The sequence below is a fragment of the Streptomyces sp. PU-14G genome (assembly GCF_041028275.1).
Classification (GTDB): domain Bacteria; phylum Actinomycetota; class Actinomycetes; order Streptomycetales; family Streptomycetaceae; genus Streptomyces.
In genome coordinates this window covers 15,738-33,368 of the sequence record NZ_JASKYT010000008.1, presented here as the reverse complement: position 1 = coordinate 33,368, position 17,631 = coordinate 15,738, and the positions used below count along the sequence as shown (strand labels likewise).

Sequence of the window (17,631 nt, the reverse complement as noted above, 5' to 3'; positions counted from 1 at the left end):
CCCCGCTCCCGCTCACCGCTCTCCCCCGCCCCCGCTCACCGCAGCCTCTCAGGATTCCACCCGTACGGCCCAGCGCTTTTCGCCGGGCGACGGCCGCGTAGGGTGCCTGGCGTGAGCGGTGCGGAAGAGTCCTCCCAGGCTGTGCGTCAGCGGCGGGTCATCCTGCGCGGAGCCGCGGCGGCGCTGCGCGAGCGGGGAACGGGCGCCGGCATGGCGGACATCGCGCGGGCCGCCGGAGTGGGCCGGGCCACCGTCTACCGGCACTTCGCCACCCGTGAGGCGCTGCTGACGGAGCTGTCCCAGTTCTCCGCCGACGAGGGGGTACGCGCCGTGCGGGCGGCGCTGCACGAGGGCGGGGAGCTGCGCGCCACCGTGGTGCGCACCACCCGCGCCCTGCTCGGGGTGGGGCGCGCGTACTGGACGCTGGTGGCCTCAGGGCCTGCCGAAGGGCCGAGCGAGCGCGAGCTGGCGGTGTCCGGGCCGCTGGTCGAACTGGCGCGGCGCGGGCAGCGGGAAGGCACCTTCCGCACCGACCTGAGCGCGCAACGCCTCGGGGCGCTGCACGGGGTGCTCGTTCAGGGCGCGCTGCTGTATCCGCAGCTGATCGGGGACTCGCTCGACGAGGCGGCGGAGTCGGTGACGCGGCTCTACCTCGACGGCGCGTGCGTCGCACGGCCGGGTGACCCGATGGGTCCGACCGGCCCAGTCCGCTGACCCGCGCGCGTCCGCCGTTGCCGAGACTGGCGGTCAGTACGTTCGTCGTACGAGCGCACCGCGCGTGCGTACGGCGCCAGCCACCGCCGACCCGCGCAGCCGCTCCCCGCGGCCCCGCCCAGGGCGGCCCGGGACGGAGACGGAGTACGCATGGCCAGCAGGAAGAACCTCCAAGCCGACCGCACCGCACTCTCCCACAAGGCCCGCTACGCCTTGACGCACCCGCACCGCGTCCCGGCCCACCTCAAGCGCGCCGGGCGTGACCGCTGGCTGGCTTTCCTCCACCGCGACCACGTCAGTTACTACCGGGCCGTCATGGCCTCCGACACCCGGCGCAGCCCGGAGGCCGCCGTGGGCAGCCCCACCCACGAGGCCTGGCTGCAACTGGGCGAGCTCCAGTTCGACTACCTGCGCGCCCACGGGCTGGAGCCCGGACACCGGATGCTCGACATCGGCTGCGGCAACCTCCGCGCGGGCCGGCGCTTCATCGACTACCTGGAGCCGGGCCACTACTACGGCATCGACATCTCCCCCGACGTGCTCGTCGCCGCGAAACGCACCCTCGCCGCCGAGGGACTCCAGGCCAAGCTGCCCCACCTCACCCTCACCCAGGACCTGACCCTGGACTTCCTCCCGGACGCCCACTTCGACGTCGTGCACGCGCACAGCGTCTTCTCGCACTCCCCGCTGGAGATCATCGACGAGTGCCTGGCACACGTCGGACGCGTGCTGGCGCCCGGCGGGTTCTTCGACTTCACCTTCGACCGCACCCTGGGCAGCGAGCACCACGTACTGCGCGAGGACTTCTACTACCGCACCGAGACCCTCACCGCCCTGGCCAACGACCACGGGCTGCGCGCCCGCTTCATGGACGACTGGGAACTGCGCGGCCACGGCCAGTCCAAGATCCGCGTGAGCGCGGAGCCCGCGCCGGCCCCCGCGCGCCACTTCCAGGCCGCCCCCGCGGCGCCGGTGCCGCCCGCGGAGGGCTCCACCGCGGTGTGACGGGGCGCGCGGGCGGGGGCCGTCCTTCGGCTTCCGCGGTCGACGGCCCCGCCGCGCGCCGGGTCACTCGTCGTCGCCGGTCACCCTCAGGCGCCCCTCCCTGACCGCACCTTCGATCGAGGCGCGGAGCCGGGTGCAGACCGCGACACCGGCGGGCCCGCGCCCGGCCAGTTCGGGGCAGCGGGTGGTCGAGCAGGTCCACTGCACGGTGGTGTGCGGGAGGCTGCGCTTCTCGACCAGCACCTGGGTGGAGCAGGTCCGGCAGGTCACGGGCTCCAGCACGGGCGCGGTCACTTCTCCCCTGCGGTGGCCGCGCCCCGGCGGCTCGCCAGGTTGGCCTCGACCTCGGCGCGCCAGACGGCCACGGCCCGCTCGGTGTCGATCTCGAACTCGAAGCGGTCGGTCATCTCGGAGCGGACCTCGTCGGTGTCCACATAGAACTGCTCGTACCAGCGGCGGAGCTGGTAGACGGGGCCGTCCTGGTCGCACAGCAGGGGGTTGTCGATGCGGGTCTTGTTCCGCCAGATGGCGACGTCCTCCTCGAAGCCGGCGGCCAGCCCTTCGGACGCCTGGGCCGCGGCCTGCGCGGCCTCTTCGTCGCTCATGCCGGGGAGCTTCTTGACGATGGCCCCGTACTGGAGCACGAACGCGTCGGGCGTCACCGGGTAGTGGCAGTTGATCAGCACCGTCTCGACGGTCGCGCCGCCGACCTCCGTCCACAGGTGGTCGATCATGTAGGAAGGCCCGTGGTACGAGGCTTCGGAGCGCAGCCTGCCCTGCGCGGAGAGGGTGTCGGCGGCGGTCATGTCCTCGCGCGGGTCGCTGGTCATGTACTGGGTGGCGACGTGCCCCTCGAAGACGTTCTTGAAGTAGGTGGGGAAGGAGTTGTGGACGTAGAAGAAGTGGGCCATGTCGACCACGTTGTCCACGATCTCGCGGCAGTTGGCGCCGTCGATGCGCAGCGTGTGCCAGGTCCAGTCGCTCCACTCGCCGCTGAACGCCCCCTCGATGCGCGGGATCGTCACCCCCTCGGGGGGTGACGCGCCCTGCGGGTCGTGCCAGACGAACAGCTGCTTGTTCTCCTCCAGCGTGCGCCAGGCGCGGGTGCGGGCCCGGCGCGGTACCCGGTGCGCGTACGGGATGCCGGCGCACCTGCCGTCGCCGCCCCACCGCCAGTCGTGGAAGGGGCAGGCGAGCGCGTCACCCTTGACGGTGCCGTCGGCGAGGTTGCCGCCCATGTGGGGGCAGAAGGCGTTGAGGACGTGCAGTTGCCCGGTGCTCTCCGCCTGGAAGACGACGAGCTTGGTGCCGAACGCCTCGATCTCGTGGGGCCTGCCGTCCTTGAAGCCGTCGGCGAGGCCGAGGCAGTGCCAGCCCCGCGCGTACCGGGTGGGCGGCGCGCCCGCCTCGATGGTCCGTGGTCCCTGATCCGTGCCGCTGCGCACGCTCATCGTCTCGCCTCCACCTGAGTGCCGGTGGGCCGAGTCTCGGGCGGTGCGCGGGCCGCACACAGGGGACGGTCCCGCTCACCGGGAGGGCGCGGGGGCGGCGGTCACCGCGCCCCGAGGTATTTCGATTAGGCAGTGCAACCCTCTTCCCGCGCGCCGAGGACCGCGCGTAGCCTCCCGGCAACGAGACACGGGTGTCTCGCGAGCGCCGCTAGGAGGTCCCATGAGCGTCACCGCCCCGGAGCACGCCGTCGCAGCGTCCACACCGGTCTCGATGATCGACCGGGTCGTGACGATCCTGGACGCCTTCGAGAGCGCCGACGGACTGACCCTCGCCCAAGTCGTGCGCCGCACCGGGCTCCCCCGGTCCTCCGCGCACCGCATCCTGGAACACCTGGCCGAGGTGAAGTACCTGCGGCGCGACGCGCACACCTACCGGCTCGGCATGCGGATCATGGAGCTGGGCGCCCTGGTCATCCACCAGGACCGGGTACGCGAGGCCGCGGCACCCCACCTGCACCAACTGCACCAGTCGACGGGGCTGGTGGCGCACCTGGCGATCCTCGACGAAGGCGCCGCGGACGTCGTCTACCTCGACAAGGTCGGCAACCGCTTCGGCACCCTCCTGCCCTCCCGGATCGGCGGCCGGCTGCCCGCCGCGCGCACCGGAGTGGGCAAGGCGCTGCTCGCCCACGCGCCCCGCGCCACAGCGGCCGGACTGCCCCAGCGGCTGCACGCGGAGCTGGCCCAGATCCGGGAACGCGGCGTCGCCCACGACCGCGAGGAGGCCGTGCGCGGCGTCGCGTGCGTCGCCGCCCCCGTGGTCGGCGCGGGCGAGAACGCCCCAGCGCTGGCCGCGGTCTCCGTGTGCGGCCCCGCCCAGCGCGTACGGTCCGCGTCCGGACTGCCCTCCCTGGTGCGCCAGGCGGCGGCCCACATCTGGCGCACGTCGGCGAGCCGCGTCGGCTGACCGGGCCGGCGAGCCTGGCCCGCACCACGGTCGAGCCCTGCGCCCCTGTTCGGAGCGCGGGCGGCCCAACCGCGGGCCCGGGGAACCGGAGTCCGGCAGCGCTGTCCGCAGCCGCCCTCCTGCCGACCAGATCCGCCACCGTCTTCGACGGGGGGCGCCAATACAGCCGGCGAGGCGTTCCCCCTCCGGGACCCGGCCCAGGGGTCGGCCTTCCTGCCCACCTGCCGCCAACCGGCGGCCACCTACCCGGTGGGCGAGGTGGTCGGCCGGCGGCGGAACGTCTCGGCCACCGCGGTGTTCACCACGACGACGACCGCCATGGCGACGGCAGCGACCGGGTGCCCGACTCCGTACAGCGCGACCGCTCCACCGCCCAGTACCAGCGCCTTGACGGCGAGCACCAAGGGCAGCCGGGGCCGCAGGCGCGCCTTCGGCGCGGCGAAGAGCGACCACAGCACGATCGCCACCAGGGGCAATCCCGCCCCCAGCAGGACGCGCAGAGCCGTGCCGTCAGCGGCGGTTGACCCCCACCAGCCCAGACACGCCAGAGCGGCCAGCTCGAGAAGGAACGCCAGGACTTCGTTGGCGACGTACCAGCGCCGCTCGTCCAGCACGTGCGGGGGCTCGAGTGGGGTGGGGGAGCCGGGCGTTGTGCGCATGGTGTCCTCTCGACCGTCGCACGGGCGACCTCGCGAGCAGCGGCTCGCCTCGGCCGGGAGGGCGCATATTACGGCTCACACCGGGGCGTTGGCGCGCTCGGCGGCCAGTTCCCTGGCGATGTCGATGAGTTGGTCCTCCTGGCCGCCCACGAGCTTGCGCTCCCCCGCGCGCAGCAGGATCTCCGCACCGGAGACGCCGTAGCGGCGGGCCCAGCGGTCGGCGTGCTTGAGGAAGCTGGAGTAGACGCCCGCGTGGCCCATCATCAGCTCCAGGCGGCCCAGCTTGCACTCCTCGTCCATGACGGGCAGCACCACGTCCTCGGCCGCGTCGGCGATCTTGAGGACGTCGATGCCGGTACGGATGCCGAGGCGTTCGGCGACCGCGGTGAACGCCTCCACCGGGGTGTTGCCCGCGCCCGCTCCGAACCGCCGTGTGGAACCGTCGATCTGCCGGGCACCCGCGCGGACGGCGAGCACCGAGTTGGCCACGCCCAGGCCCAGGTTCTCGTGCCCGTGGAAGCCGACCTGCGCGTCGTCGCCGAGTTCCGCGACCATCGCGGCCACCCGCTCCGTGACCTCCTCCAGGACGAGGGCGCCGGCGGAGTCGACCACGTACACGCACTGGCAGCCGGCATCCGCCATGCGCCGCGCCTGGGCCGCCAGCACCTGCGGCGGCCGGCTGTGCGCCATCATCAGGAAGCCGACGGTCTCCAGGCCGATCTCGCGGGCCAGCCCGAAGTGCTGGTCGGCGATGTCCGCCTCGGTGCAGTGCGTGGCGATCCGGCAGATCTCGGCGCCGTTGTCGCAGGCCGCCCGGATGTCGTCCTTGACGCCGAGCCCCGGCAGCATGAGGAAGGCGATGCGCGCCCGGGTCGCCGTCTTGACCGCCTGGGCGATCAGTTCCTGCTCCGGGGTGTGGCTGAATCCGTAGTTGAACGAGGATCCGCCCAGCCCGTCCCCGTGTGTCACCTCGATCACGGGCACGCCCGCGTCGTCCAGGGCGGCGACGATGGAGCGGACGTGGTCGGCGGTGAAACGGTGCTGCTTGGCGTGCGAGCCGTCGCGCAGGGAGGAGTCGGTGACCCGGATGTCGAGTGCGGCCGGCGTTGTCATGGTGGGTGCTCCCCTTCGGGCGGTCAGGCGGTGGTCGACGACGGCTGCGGCGCGCCGGGGCCGGTGCGTGCCGTGATCCGCGCGGCGAACCCCTCCCCCACGCGGGTCGCCGCGGCGGTCATGATGTCGAGGTTCCCGGCGTACGGCGGGAGAAAGTCGCCGGCGCCGGCGACTTCGAGGAGGACCGCGACGCGGGCGGGTGCCGTGGGGGTCGCCGCCTCGAACTGCGGTTCGCCGCGCAGCTGATAGCCGGGCACGTAGGTGGCGACGGAGGCGGCCATCTCACGGACGGAGGCCACGAGCGCCTGCCGGGTGTCCTCGTCCTCGGCCGCCCGGTCGGGGATCTGGCAGTAGACCGTGTCCCGCATCAGCATCGGCGGCTCGGCCGGATTGAGGATGATGATGGCCTTGCCGCGTTCGGCGCCGCCGATGTGTTCGATGCCCCAGCGGGTGGTGCGGGTGAACTCGTCGATGTTGGCCCGGGTGCCGGGTCCCGCGGACGGCGACGCCACGGAGGCGACGATCTCCGCGTAGGGGACGGGAACGACGCGGGAGACGGCGGCCACCATGGGGATGGTGGCCTGACCACCGCACGTGATCAGGTTGACGTTCGGCGCGTCCAGGTTGTCGTCCAGGTTCACCGCCGGGACGACGGCCGGGCCCAGCTTCGCCGGGGTCAGGTCGACGCAGGGGATGCCGCGCTCGGCGTAGCGGGGCGCGTTCGCGCGGTGCACCGCCGCGCTGGTCGCCTCGAAGACCAGATCGGGCGTCTCGGGCCGCTCCAGCAACCAGTCCACGCCCTCGTGGCTGGTCTCCAGACCCAGTTCCGCGGCCCGCCGGAGTCCCTCGCTGGTCGGGTCGACGCCCACCATCCAGCGGGGCTGCACCTGTGCGGAGCGCAGGAGTTTGTACAGCAGGTCCGTACCGATGTTCCCGGGCCCGACGATCGCGGCCCGCGCCTTGCGCGGCACTTCGGTTGGCATGAGGGGTGGCTCTCCCGTCTCTCGTGGTTGCGGCGCCCCGGCCGTTCCGCAGGCCGGGGGCGGCACAGGGGCGTGGCGAGGCTGGCGACCAGGGCCTCTCGTTACGCGAAGGTCGTTACGCGAAGGTGAGGGCCACCTCGCCGAGTCCCGCGCCGAACGCGGCCCGGTAGGTCGCCCCGCCCCGTACGTCGACGGCCCGTGTGCAGGAGCCGGGCAGTACCACGTCCCCGGCGCGCAGCCGCACCCCGAACCCGGCGATCTTCCGCGCGAGCCAGGCGACCGCCCGCGCCGGGTCCCCCAGCACCGCGTCGGCCCGCCCGGCGGCGAGTCGCGCGCCGTCGGCCCCGTACAGCTCGGCGGACACGGCGCACCGGTCCACGTCGGCGGGGCGTACCCGGCCACGGCCCAGTACGAAGCCGGCGGAGGAGGCGTTGTCGGCGACGGTGTCGGCGATGCGGATGTCCCAGTCCTGTATCCGGCTGTCGATCAGTTCGATGGCCGGTGCGAACGCCTCGGTGGCGCGCAGCACGTCCTCGACGGTGCACTCCTGGGAGGGCAGATCGGCGCCCAGCACGAAGGCGAGCTCCACCTCGATGCGGGGCGCGCAGTAGCGCGCCACCTCGACGGGGGTGTGCTCACTCAACTCCATGTCGTCGAGCAGGTGTCCGTAGTCGGGCTCGTCGACGCCCATCATCCGCTGCATCACGGGCGAGGAGAGCCCCACCTTGTGGCCGACGACGCGGGCGCCCGCCACGCACCGGTCGTGGATGCCGAGGAGCTGGACGGCGTACGCGTCGTCGGTGTCGATCCCGGGCCAGGTGACGCGCAGGGGCGGCAGCGGGGTGCGCTCCCGCTCAGCCGCGCCCAGCGCGTCGGCGGCCTTACGGCGCTCGGCCTCGTCCAGCATGTGCTCTCCCGTCCCCTCCGTCGGTCCGACCGGCTCTCGGACCGTAGGCAGGGGCGAGCACGGCCGGTGCCGAAGCTCCCGTTGAGCGGGACGGGCCGCGGGCACGGCACGCAGGCCGAGCCGGGCGGGGCCGGGGGGATGGGGCGAGCGGGTAGGGCGCCAGGGGGGATGTCTTCGGGCGCAGCGGCTCGTCGTGTCTTCCATTATGGCCGCGTGTCGGCGCCTTCGTCACCGTCTCGCAGGACGAGATTCGGCACGGAAACCGCTCCTAGGGTGAGGGCATGCATGCCGAACTCGCGCACGAACTCGTCACGATGAAGGCGGCGGACAACGCCGCCGCGCCCCAGGGCAACAGCGCCGACCTGGCAGAACAGCTCGCCTGGCGGCGGCTGACCGCCCGGCACGGCGACCGGCTGCGCGTCCTGCTGGAGCAGCACGGTCACTGGCCGACCGCCGAGGAGGTGGGAGAAGAGGGAACGCTCGGCGCCTGGCTGGTCGCCCAGCACGCCGACCGTCAGATCGATGTGCAGCGGCTGGCCCTGCGGCTGCTGGAAGCGGCGGTCGAGGACGGTACGGCTGGTCCCGAGGGGCCTGCCCGCCAGGCCTTCCTCAGCGACCGGCTGCACGTCAACGCGGGCCTGCCCCAGCGCTACGGCACCCAGATCCAGGGCGTGTCCGACACCGGGGAACCGGTCCTGTGGCCGGTGGAGGACCCGGAGAAGATGGACGCCTACCGCCGCGACGTGGGCATTCCGCCGTTCGCGGAGTACGTGGCGCAGTACCTGCCGGAAAAGTAGCCGGGAGGGGACACGGAGCCGGGTCGCGCGGTCACCGGCCCGGCTCGCGCCACATCGGCCACATCACCGGCCCGTCGAACGGCAGTTGGATGCCCGCACCCCGTACGGCGAATCCGTGCCGTTCGTACAGCGCCCGGCTGCGCGGCGAGGACGCCTCCAGGTAGGCGGGCAGGCCCTGCCGGTCGCACGCCGCGAGCCGGTGCCGCAGCAGCGCGCTGCCGATACCCAGGCCTTGGCGGTCCGGTGTGACGGCGATGGCCTGCAGGTAGGCGTGGTCCTCGTGGGGGTGTCCCGCTTCGGTGAGCTCGCCCATCGCCGCGAGGCGCGCGTTGCCGGGGTCGACGCGGCCCAGCGCGTCGGCCAGCTCGTCGCCGCCGCGCTGAGCCCCGCCGCGTACGTCGAACCACAGGGCGAGGGCCTCCCCGTCGTCCGTCACCTCGGCCGTCCCGTGCGCGTGGGCGCCGGCCAGGAAGGTGCCGAACAGCTCGGGGTGCCGCTCCTCCCTGCGTTCCTCCTCCGGAAAGATCCACCGGCTGACCGGGTCCGTACGGAAGGCCGCGTGCAGCAGCGCACGCGCGGCGCCGAGGTCGGCCTCGCCGACCGCACGGACGGCAGGGCCGGTACGCGTGCGCACCGCGTCGGACTCCATCCCGCTTCCCCACTTCCTCAACACGCCGGACGTGTACGCCAGTTCGAGAGGCGAGTATGCCGCACGGCGGGCCGACCGTCAGCGGAATCAGACCGTCAGCACGACCTTGCCGAACAGCTCACCGCCCGCCATCTTCTGGAAACCCTCACGGGCCCGGTCGAGCGGAAGGGCGGAGTCGACGACGGGACGGATGCCCTTGGCCGCGCAGAAGCTGAGCAGGGAGGCCAACTCCTCCTTGCTGCCCATGGTCGAGCCGACCACCTTCAGCTCCAGGAAGAAGATCCTGTTCAGCTCCGCGGCCGGCGGGTTGGGCCCACTGGTGGCCCCGGAGATGACCAGGGTGCCGCCCGGACGCAGCGACTTGACCGAGTGCGACCAGGTCGCCGCGCCCACCGTCTCCAGCACGGCGTCCATCCGGTGCGGCAACCGCGCACCCGGCTCCACCGCGGCCTCGGCGCCCAGATCCAGGGCGCGCTGCCGCTTGGCCTCGTCCCTGCTCGTGGCGAACATCCGCAGCCCGGCGGCTGCCCCCAGCACGAGCGCGGCGGTGGCGACACCACCGCCCGCGCCCTGCACCAGTACGGAGTCGCCGGGGCGCACCCCGGCGTTCGTGAACAGCATCCGGTACGCCGTCAGCCACGCCGTCGGCAGGCAGGCGGCCTCCTCGAACGACAGCTCCTTCGGCTTCGGCAGCACGTTCCACTGTGGGACGGCCACCCGCTCGGCGAACGTGCCCTGGTAGCGCTCCGTGAGGATCGAGCGGGGCTCCCGCGGGCCGACGCCATGCCCGGTCTGCCCGATCACGGAGTGCAGCACGACCTCGTTGCCGTCGTCGTCGATCCCCGCCGCGTCGCAGCCGAGGATCATCGGCAGCGCCTCCTCGCCGAGCCCCACGCCGCGCAGCGACCACAGGTCGTGGTGGTTGAGGGAGGCCGCCTTCACGGCCACGGCCGTCCACCCGGGCGGCACCTTCGGCTCCGGCCTCTCCCCCAGCTCCAGCCCGGCCAGCGGGTCTTCCTTGTCGATACGCGCGGCGTAAGCAGCAAACATGCCGCCGACGCTACGCGCGCTGTCGCGCGCGGGACAGCGCGCGCGGGGCGCAAGCGATCCATCTCACGCGCTCAGCGCACGTAGCTCTTGAACGCGCCGGTCTCAAGAGCGAAGCCGACCGGGTCGGGGAGGGCGACCCGCTCGCCGAAGGGAACGGTGTGGGTGTCCCGGTACCGGCCGTTTTCCGGGCCACTGTGCACCGTGACGGTGCACGCGTCCCGGTCGATGAGAAGGTAGACAGGGATCCCCACCGCGGCGTACGCGGCGGGCTTCTCCATGCGGTCACGGCTGTCGGTGTCATGGTCGTACGAGGTGACCTCCACCGTCATGAGAACCCCTGCGGCGTCGGCCCACTCGCCTTGCCCCAAGAAGTGGTCTGCCGGCGCCAGAACCCCATCCGGCCGGACACGACCCCGGCGGTACGCTTCGACGACCAAGCCCCGCTCGGGGTACAGAAACAGTTCTGGGCGGTGTTGCATACACCTCGTCAGCAGCCACCTGACGATCTCGTCGTGATTTCCGTCCGGCACCTTCTTGACCCCGATCCGTCCGTCGAGGAACTCCAACGTAACGGTCTCGGGCGAGGACGAGGCGATCGCCTCGAACTCCTCCACCTGCATCTGTTCCACGCGCGGCTGCGCGTCCCGCTCGGCCATAACCGTCATGGTGCACCTCCCTTCCTCGGGAAGACAGTCTTGGCGACGCGGGCGGTTTGTCGTACAGAACCACCCTTGCGTACACCCATACGGGTGACATCAGGGGCGTCAGCCCTGGAGCGGCAGGGTCTCCGCGAGGGTGCGCCATTCCTGGCGGGGCAGGTCGGTTCCCGTGTTGGCGGTGACGACCTGGAGGGCCATGTGATCGGCGCCGGCGGCGAAGAACTCGTCCACGCGGGCCCGGACAGCGTCGGCGTCGCCGATGGCGAAGACGGCGTCGACCAGGCGGTCGCTGCCGCCGCCGTCGAAGTCGGACTCGGCGAAGCCCAGGCGCAGGAGGCTGTTGCGGTAGTTGGCCAGGGCCAGGTAGTGGGAGAGGTAGTCGCGCGCGGTGCCGCGGGCCTCGGCGCGGTCGGCGCCACGGGGCTGGAGGACGACCTTCAGCTCGGGCGCGAGCAGCGGCTCGGCACCCAGGATCGAGCGGGCCTCGGACGTGTGCTCGACCGTCACGAGGTAGGGCAGCGCCCCCAGCGAGCGGTCGGCGGCCAGCTTCAGCATCTTCGGGCCGAGCGCCGCCAGCGCACGCTGCGGGGCGGGCACGGCGCGCGGCGCGTTGTCGAGCACGTCGAGGTAGGAGCGCATCGCCGAGTAGGGGCGGTGGACCAGCGGGTGGTCCAGCGTGGCGCCGCTCTTGGCCTCGTCGTGGCTGACGCCCAGGCCCAGCAGGAACCGCCCGCCGAACTCGTCCGTCAACTGCGCGTGGCGCGCGGCGACCTCGGGCGCGGCGTGCTGCCAGATGCTGAGGATGCTGGTGCCCACCGTCACCCGCGAGGTGGCCGCCAGCAGCCGGTAGGCCATGTCGGGCGAGGGGCTGCCGCCGAGCCAGAGCGTGCCGTACCCCAGCTCCTCCAGCTCGGCGGCGGCCTCCTCCACCTGCGGCCTGCGGGCGGCGTCGTCCGTGCGCAGCGCGCTCGCCCAGATGCCGATCCTGCCCAGATGCGCGTTGTATGCCATGGCGCCCACAGCATCACATCGGCGCCCGCTATTCCAGGAACGACGGCCACCAGGACCGGCGCGGCTACAGCACCTTCGGCAGGAAGGCCGAACAGCGCCGAGCCGCGGTCACAGCACCTTGGACAGGAACGACTTGGTGCGCTCGTGCCGCGGGTTGCCCAGCACCTCGCGCGGGTCGCCGGACTCGACGACCACGCCGCCGTCCATGAAGACGAGCGAGTCGCCGACCTCACGGGCGAAGCCCATCTCGTGGGTGACCACGACCATCGTCATGCCGTCCCTGGCCAGTGCCTTCATCACGTCGAGGACCTCGCCCACCAGCTCGGGGTCGAGCGCGGAGGTCGGCTCGTCGAAGAGCATCAGCTTGGGGTCCATGGCCAGGGCCCGCGCGATGGCGACCCGCTGCTGCTGGCCGCCCGACAGCTGGGCGGGATAGTTCTCGCGCTTGTCGGCGAGGCCCACCCGGTCCAGCAGGTCCTCGGCCCGCTTGCGCGCCTCGGCCTTGGGCACGCGCTTGACCTGGACGGGCGCCTCCATCACGTTCTCCACCGCCGTCATGTGCGGGAAGAGGTTGAAGCGCTGGAAGACCATCCCGATGTCGCGCCGCTGCGCGGCGACCTCGCGGTCGCGCAACTCGTAGAGCTTGCCGCCCTTCTCGCGGTACCCGACGAGCGTGCCGTCGACGTACAGCCGGCCCGCGTTGATCTTCTCCAGGTGGTTGATGCACCGCAGGAAGGTGGACTTGCCCGATCCTGAGGGGCCGACGATGCAGAAGACCTCGCCGGTCCGCACTTCCAGGTCGATGCCCTGGAGGACGTGGACGGGCCCGAAGGACTTGTGGACGGCCTCGGCCTTGACCATGAGTGTCATGACGTGATGCCTCCGGAGCGCGCGGGCCGACGATGCCAGGTGAACAGATTCCGCCGCACCTTTTGCCATGGCGTGAGCGGCAGCTGTCGCGAGGCTCCCTTGGCGAAGCGCCGCTCCAGGTAGTACTGCCCGATGCTGAAGACGGTCGTGATGATCAGGAACCAGATGGTGGCCACGATCAGCAGCTCGACGACCGCTCCGGAGTTGTTGCCGATGTTGCGGGCTTTGCGCAGGGTCTCCTCGTACATGACCACTTCGCACAACGCGGAGGTTTTCAGCAAGTTGATGAACTCATTGCCGGACGGCGGTACGATCACCCGCATCGCCTGCGGCAGCACGATACGGCGCATGTTCTGGGAATCGGTCATGCCGAGCGCATGGGAAGCCTCCGTCTGGCCCTCGTCCACCGACTGGATGCCGGCCCGGCAGATCTCCGCCATGTAGGCGGCCTCGTTGAGCCCGAGGCCGAGAAGCGCCGCCATGAACGGAGTCATGACGTCGGTCATCTCGTCCTTGTAGATCGGCATGATGTTAAGGATCGGGAAGATCAGGGCGAGGTTGAACCACAGCAGCAGCTGCACGTAGACGGGTGTGCCGCGGAAAAACCAGATGTAACCCCAAGCCACCGAGGAAGTCACCGGGTTCTTCGACATCCGCATGACCGCGAGGATGACGCCGAGCACCAAGCCCATGATCATGGCCAGCACGCTGATCACGATGGTGTTCTTGACGCCCGCGAGGATCTGGCCGTCGAAGAAGAAGTCCGGGATGGCCGACCACTGCAGGTCCGCTCCGGCCACGGCATTGGCCAATAGCGCCAGCAGGCCGAGGACGACTACAGCGGAGACGTACCTTCCCCAGTGCCGGATGGGTATGGCCTTGATGGCCTCCGGGGCGCCCTTCGACGGGGGCAGTCCGCCGGAGGGGGTCGTGTCGGTGGGAGTTTTCACGGGGCTTGCCTTTCAGCGTCCTGCGCGGGGTATCTCATCGGCCCTGTCGTGGCTGTGCATCGTGGCCCGGCTCAGGTACCGGCGTTGACGGTGACCTTCTTCACGCCGCCGTCCTGGACGCCCCACTTCTCCAGCGCCCGCTGGTAGCTGCCGTCCTCGATGATCGCGTTCATGGCGGCCTTGAGCGCGTCCCGCAGCTTCCGGTTGTCCTTGCTGACGGCGATGCCGTAGGGGGCCGACTGCATCTGCTCGCCGACGACCTCGAAGTCGCTGCTGGACTTGGCGGCGTTGGCGGCGACGGGGAAGTCGGAGATGTCGGCGACGACGCCCCCGGTCTTCAGCCGCACGCGGGCCTCGTCGTCGGTGTTGTAGGCCTCGATGTCGATCTTCTTCTCGCCGTCCTCGACGCACTTCTTGGTCTGCGCCTTGAGGATCTCGTGCGAGGTGGTGCCGCGCTGGGTGGCCACCTTCCTGCCGCACATCTGGTCCACCGAGTCGATCTTCTCGGGGTTGCCCTTGCGGACGAGGATCGAGGAGCCGGCGGAGAGGTAGTCGACGAAGTCGACGCCCTTGCCCGCCTTCTTGCCGTCGTCGTCGAGGCCCTCCTGGCGGTCCTTGGTGTCCGTCATCGCCGACATGATCATGTCGAAGCGGCCGGTCTGCATGGAGGTGATGAGCCCGTCGAAGGTGCCGTTGGTGAACTGGAAGCGGACGCCGAGCTTCTCGCCCATCGCCTCGGCGATGTCCACGTCGAGCCCGACGATGTCGGCGCCTTCCTTGTACTCCATCGGCTTGTACGCGGCGTCGGTGCCGACCTTGATGACCCCGGCGTTGCGGATCTTCTCCGGCAGCTTGCCACTCAACTCGGCCTTGCCGCCCGAGGAGCCGCCGCTTTGCGCGCCGTCGGTCTGGTCCCCGCAGCCGGCGAGCAGCAGGGCACCGCTGACCGCGAGGGCGACGGGCACGAGCCGGGCGCGCCGCGCGGCCCCGCGCACGGTCGTGCCTGCGGTGACGGGCCTGCTTGCGGTCATGGGCGGGTCCTCCTGGCGGTGAGGGAGCAGCCGTGGGTCGGGCACACACCTTCGGATGTCGCGACCGTGTCCGACGCGTGAACGGATGAACGGATGGGGGGCATCTTGCCATCCGGACATGCGGGTGCAGGACGCCGCCGAGGTCAAAATCGGATAACGGAGAAGCGAATCCGATTACAGGGCGCACCCGGAGGCCGTAGAGGCGGTTGAACAACCCCGCACCGCCGCACCCGCCCCTCCCCGTCTCACTCCGTGGACAGCCTGTCCGCAATCCGGGGTTTCGCCCCGGATCGCGGCGGGATGGTCACCGGTGCGGCTGGAAGTGAGTCGTCCGCAACGGCGGTCGTCGGGTAGAAAGGTCGATTACACCCCTCACCCGGGGACCAGGGCGCGTGTGCGGCGCGCCCGGCGTCCGTACCTCCCTCCGGGCCGCGGCCATCCGCTCGCCCGGGAAGCGGACGCGGTGCCCGCCCGTTCCTCACCGCAGGGAGCGGTCACCCTCACCAGATACGAATAAGGGGTTCAACACAGTGGCAGCGGAGATCGTCAACCAGAAGGACGGGCTGGAGCCGGACGTCATCGACCCGGCCTTCGCCCTGCACCGGGGCGGCAAGATGGCCGTGCAGGCGACGGTGCCCGTGCGCGACGCGGACGACCTGTCCCTCGCCTACACGCCGGGCGTCGCGAAGGTCTGCAGCGCCATCGCCGAACAGCCCGAGCTCGTCGACGACTACACCTGGAAGTCACAGGTCGTCGCGGTGGTGACCGACGGCAGCGCCGTGCTCGGGCTGGGCGACATCGGCCCGAAGGCCTCCCTCCCGGTCATGGAGGGCAAAGCCATCCTCTTCAAGCAGTTCGGCGGCGTGGAAGCGGTGCCGATCGCGCTCGACACCCAGGACACCGACGAGATCGTCGACACGGTCGTCCGGCTCGCACCCTCGTTCGGCGGCGTCAACCTCGAGGACATCGCGGCACCGCGCTGCTTCGAGATCGAGACCCGCCTCAAGGAGAAGCTGGACATCCCCGTCTTCCACGACGACCAGCACGGCACGGCCATCGTCACCCTCGCGGCGCTGCGCAACGCCGCGAAGCTCAGTGGCCGCGCGCTGGGCCAGCTGCGCGCCGTCATCTCCGGCGCCGGCGCCGCAGGGGTCGCCATCGCGAAGATCCTCATCGAGGCGGGCATCGGCGACGTGGCGGTCTGCGACCGCAAGGGCGTCGTCTCCGCCGACCGCGAGGACCTCACCGCGGTCAAGCGCGAACTGGCCGGCTTCACCAACAAGGCCGGGCTCACCGGCTCCCTGGAGAACGCACTGGCCGGCGCCGACGTGTTCATCGGCGTCAGCGGCGGCACGGTGCCCGAGGAGGCGGTCGCCGCCATGGCCGAGGACGCGTTCGTCTTCGCCATGGCCAACCCCAACCCGGAGGTCCACCCGGACGTCGCCCGCAAGTACGCGTCCGTGGTCGCCACGGGGCGCAGCGACTACCCGAACCAGATCAACAACGTCCTCGCCTTCCCCGGCATCTTCGCCGGAGCGCTGCAGGTCCGCGCGACGGACATCACGGAAGGCATGAAGCTCGCCGCGGCCGAGGCGCTGGCCGCCGTCGTGGCCGACGAGCTGAGCCCCGACCGGGTGATCCCCTCCCCCTTCGACGAGCGTGTCGCCCCCGCGGTCACCTCGGCGGTGGCGGCGGCTGCCCGTGCGGAGGGCGTCGCCCGCCGCTGACCCCTCTCACGGGGGCTCCGCCCCCGTCCCCCTCAAGTGCCGGGCGGACCGATCGCGTCCGCCCGGCACTTGAGCGCCTTCGAGCAGGCTTCCAGCTCCTCCGGCGACGGAGGAGCCTTCCGCCCTCCCTCTGCGCTTGAGAAGTTCCGTTCACCGGCTTGTGAGAGGCCTTCCAGCCCCTCCGGCGGTTGCGGAGCAGGGGGCTCCGGGCGGAGGGGCCCCCGGGAAACGGGAAGGGGCGGGACCGGGCCACCCCCTCAGCGCAACCCGAGCACCAGCGCGTCCGTGGGCGAAGCCCACACCGCACGGGCCTCCGCGAAGCCGGCCTCGCGCAGGCCGGCCGCGTGCCACCCCGCGTCCTGGAACTCCTCGCTGTTGTGGTCGTGCCGCACCTCGGCCGGGTTCCCGAACAGGGCGAACCGCTCGGCGGCGACCTTTCCCAGTGCCGGGTCCTCGGCCAGCGCCGCCCACCAGCCGCCCCAGTCGAGCCGGCCCTCACCCGCGCGCTGCCGCCGCCGCGCCTCCTCGTAGGTGTGGACGGCGGCGTTGATCCGCGGCGTCGACTCGTCCGGCATGTGGTCGGCGTTCATGAAGACGCCGCCCTCCCGCACCAGTCCCGCGAGTTGCCCGTAGAGGGTACGTAGCGGTTCGGTGCGCATCCAGTGGAGCGCCGTCGCGGTCAGTACGGCGTCGAAGGGGCCCTCGTCGGTCAGCGCGCCGGTCCAGTCGGGGTCGCTCAGGTCGACCGTCAGGAACCGGGCCCGCGGGTCCTCGGCGAAGGTGCCGCGGGCGATGGTGAGCAGCGCGGGGTCGCGGTCGATGCCCACGGTCGAGGCCTGCGGCATCCGCTGGAGCAGCCGGTCCGAGATACTGCCCGTACCGCAGGCCAGGTCGAGCACCTTCGGTGCGGGGCCGACCAGGGCCTCGGTCATCTCCAGCATGACCCGGAACCGCTCCTCGCGGTCGGGCAGGTACTCCTCCTGCTGCCGGTCCCAACTGTGCTGCCAGGCCTGCCAGTCCGCCTCGGGCAGTGCGTGGGTCGCCATGACGCCCCCTCTGTCCTCTGTCGTAATACCCTCGTAGTGGAT

At 71.7% G+C, this 17,631-nt stretch carries 19 protein-coding genes; 5 read left to right on the top strand and 14 right to left on the bottom strand.

The genetic code is table 11. The features are described from left to right. Nucleotides 1-111: 111 nt before the first annotated feature. Both AB8Z75_RS02160 and AB8Z75_RS02155 read left to right on the top strand, forming a co-directional pair. Nucleotides 112-714 carry a TetR/AcrR family transcriptional regulator gene (locus tag AB8Z75_RS02160; protein WP_369199606.1) on the top strand — a complete coding sequence of 201 codons (603 nt, stop codon included), beginning with the start codon at nt 112-114 and terminating at the stop codon, nt 712-714. A 150-nt stretch (nt 715-864) separates the two neighbouring features. Then, entirely contained in the window at nt 865-1,719 is an 855-nt protein-coding gene (locus tag AB8Z75_RS02155) for a class I SAM-dependent methyltransferase (RefSeq protein ID WP_369199605.1), read from the top strand. 63 nt (nt 1,720-1,782) lie between these two features. On the opposite strand, the gene AB8Z75_RS02150 is transcribed toward AB8Z75_RS02155, so the two are convergent. Then, a complete protein-coding gene (locus AB8Z75_RS02150) occupies nt 1,783-2,013 on the bottom strand; it encodes a hypothetical protein (RefSeq protein WP_369199604.1) in 231 nt (76 codons plus the stop codon). Then, on the bottom strand, nt 2,010-3,170 hold the full coding sequence (locus tag AB8Z75_RS02145; protein ID WP_369199603.1) for a Rieske 2Fe-2S domain-containing protein: 1,161 nt from the start codon (nt 3,168-3,170) through the stop codon (nt 2,010-2,012). Before AB8Z75_RS02145 ends, AB8Z75_RS02150 begins: the two co-directional genes overlap by 4 nt. Before the next feature lie 220 nt (nt 3,171-3,390). Here AB8Z75_RS02145 and AB8Z75_RS02140 point away from each other — a divergent pair, with 220 nt between their 5' ends. Next, nucleotides 3,391-4,137 (top strand): IclR family transcriptional regulator, encoded by a 747-nt coding sequence (locus AB8Z75_RS02140; protein WP_369199602.1) that lies wholly within the window; start codon nt 3,391-3,393, stop codon nt 4,135-4,137. A 242-nt stretch (nt 4,138-4,379) separates the two neighbouring features. Here AB8Z75_RS02140 and AB8Z75_RS02135 read toward each other — a convergent pair whose 3' ends face one another. From AB8Z75_RS02135 to AB8Z75_RS02120, 4 genes are all read right to left on the bottom strand, one after another. Then, nucleotides 4,380-4,796, bottom strand: a complete 417-nt coding sequence (locus AB8Z75_RS02135) for a YrdB family protein (RefSeq protein ID WP_369199601.1) — start codon at nt 4,794-4,796, stop codon at nt 4,380-4,382. A gap of 75 nt (nt 4,797-4,871) precedes the next feature. Then, nucleotides 4,872-5,909, bottom strand: a complete 1,038-nt coding sequence (gene dmpG, locus AB8Z75_RS02130; RefSeq protein WP_369199600.1) for a 4-hydroxy-2-oxovalerate aldolase — start codon at nt 5,907-5,909, stop codon at nt 4,872-4,874. Nucleotides 5,910-5,932: 23 nt separating this feature from the next. Further along, nucleotides 5,933-6,892, bottom strand: a complete 960-nt coding sequence (locus AB8Z75_RS02125) for an acetaldehyde dehydrogenase (acetylating) (RefSeq protein WP_369199599.1) — start codon at nt 6,890-6,892, stop codon at nt 5,933-5,935. Between the two features lie 115 nt (nt 6,893-7,007). Continuing rightward, entirely contained in the window at nt 7,008-7,799 is a 792-nt protein-coding gene (locus tag AB8Z75_RS02120) for a 2-keto-4-pentenoate hydratase (RefSeq protein WP_369199598.1), read from the bottom strand. A 281-nt stretch (nt 7,800-8,080) separates the two neighbouring features. Here AB8Z75_RS02120 and AB8Z75_RS02115 point away from each other — a divergent pair, with 281 nt between their 5' ends. Continuing rightward, entirely contained in the window at nt 8,081-8,596 is a 516-nt protein-coding gene (locus tag AB8Z75_RS02115) for a DUF6624 domain-containing protein (RefSeq protein WP_369199597.1), read from the top strand. A gap of 31 nt (nt 8,597-8,627) precedes the next feature. Here the strand turns inward: AB8Z75_RS02115 and AB8Z75_RS02110 are convergent, their stop codons facing one another. From AB8Z75_RS02110 to AB8Z75_RS02080, 7 genes are all read right to left on the bottom strand, one after another. Continuing rightward, nucleotides 8,628-9,245: a GNAT family N-acetyltransferase gene (locus AB8Z75_RS02110; RefSeq protein ID WP_369199596.1), complete on the bottom strand. Its 618-nt coding sequence runs from the start codon at nt 9,243-9,245 to the stop codon at nt 8,628-8,630. An 87-nt stretch (nt 9,246-9,332) separates the two neighbouring features. Continuing rightward, nucleotides 9,333-10,295, bottom strand: a complete 963-nt coding sequence (locus AB8Z75_RS02105) for a zinc-binding dehydrogenase (RefSeq protein WP_369199595.1) — start codon at nt 10,293-10,295, stop codon at nt 9,333-9,335. Between the two features lie 71 nt (nt 10,296-10,366). Next, a complete protein-coding gene (locus AB8Z75_RS02100; RefSeq protein WP_369199594.1) occupies nt 10,367-10,960 on the bottom strand; it encodes a Uma2 family endonuclease in 594 nt (197 codons plus the stop codon). 99 nt (nt 10,961-11,059) lie between these two features. Continuing rightward, the gene (locus tag AB8Z75_RS02095) at nt 11,060-11,965 is read right to left on the bottom strand and encodes a TIGR03620 family F420-dependent LLM class oxidoreductase (RefSeq protein ID WP_369199593.1); all 906 of its coding nucleotides are present in this window, start codon (nt 11,963-11,965) and stop codon (nt 11,060-11,062) included. 108 nt (nt 11,966-12,073) lie between these two features. Next, nucleotides 12,074-12,835 carry an amino acid ABC transporter ATP-binding protein gene (locus AB8Z75_RS02090; RefSeq protein WP_369199592.1) on the bottom strand — a complete coding sequence of 254 codons (762 nt, stop codon included), beginning with the start codon at nt 12,833-12,835 and terminating at the stop codon, nt 12,074-12,076. Next, nucleotides 12,832-13,785, bottom strand: coding sequence for an amino acid ABC transporter permease (locus tag AB8Z75_RS02085; protein ID WP_369199591.1), 954 nt, complete (start codon nt 13,783-13,785; stop codon nt 12,832-12,834). Before AB8Z75_RS02085 ends, AB8Z75_RS02090 begins: the two co-directional genes overlap by 4 nt. A gap of 71 nt (nt 13,786-13,856) precedes the next feature. Next, nucleotides 13,857-14,816, bottom strand: a complete 960-nt coding sequence (locus AB8Z75_RS02080; RefSeq protein ID WP_369199590.1) for an ABC transporter substrate-binding protein — start codon at nt 14,814-14,816, stop codon at nt 13,857-13,859. A gap of 530 nt (nt 14,817-15,346) precedes the next feature. On the opposite strand from AB8Z75_RS02080, the gene AB8Z75_RS02075 reads away from it, so the two are divergent. Further along, nucleotides 15,347-16,543, top strand: a complete 1,197-nt coding sequence (locus tag AB8Z75_RS02075; RefSeq protein WP_369199589.1) for an NADP-dependent malic enzyme — start codon at nt 15,347-15,349, stop codon at nt 16,541-16,543. Nucleotides 16,544-16,800: 257 nt separating this feature from the next. Here AB8Z75_RS02075 and AB8Z75_RS02070 read toward each other — a convergent pair whose 3' ends face one another. Next, nucleotides 16,801-17,589 carry a trans-aconitate 2-methyltransferase gene (locus AB8Z75_RS02070; RefSeq protein ID WP_369199588.1) on the bottom strand — a complete coding sequence of 263 codons (789 nt, stop codon included), beginning with the start codon at nt 17,587-17,589 and terminating at the stop codon, nt 16,801-16,803. Nucleotides 17,590-17,631 lie beyond the last annotated feature (42 nt).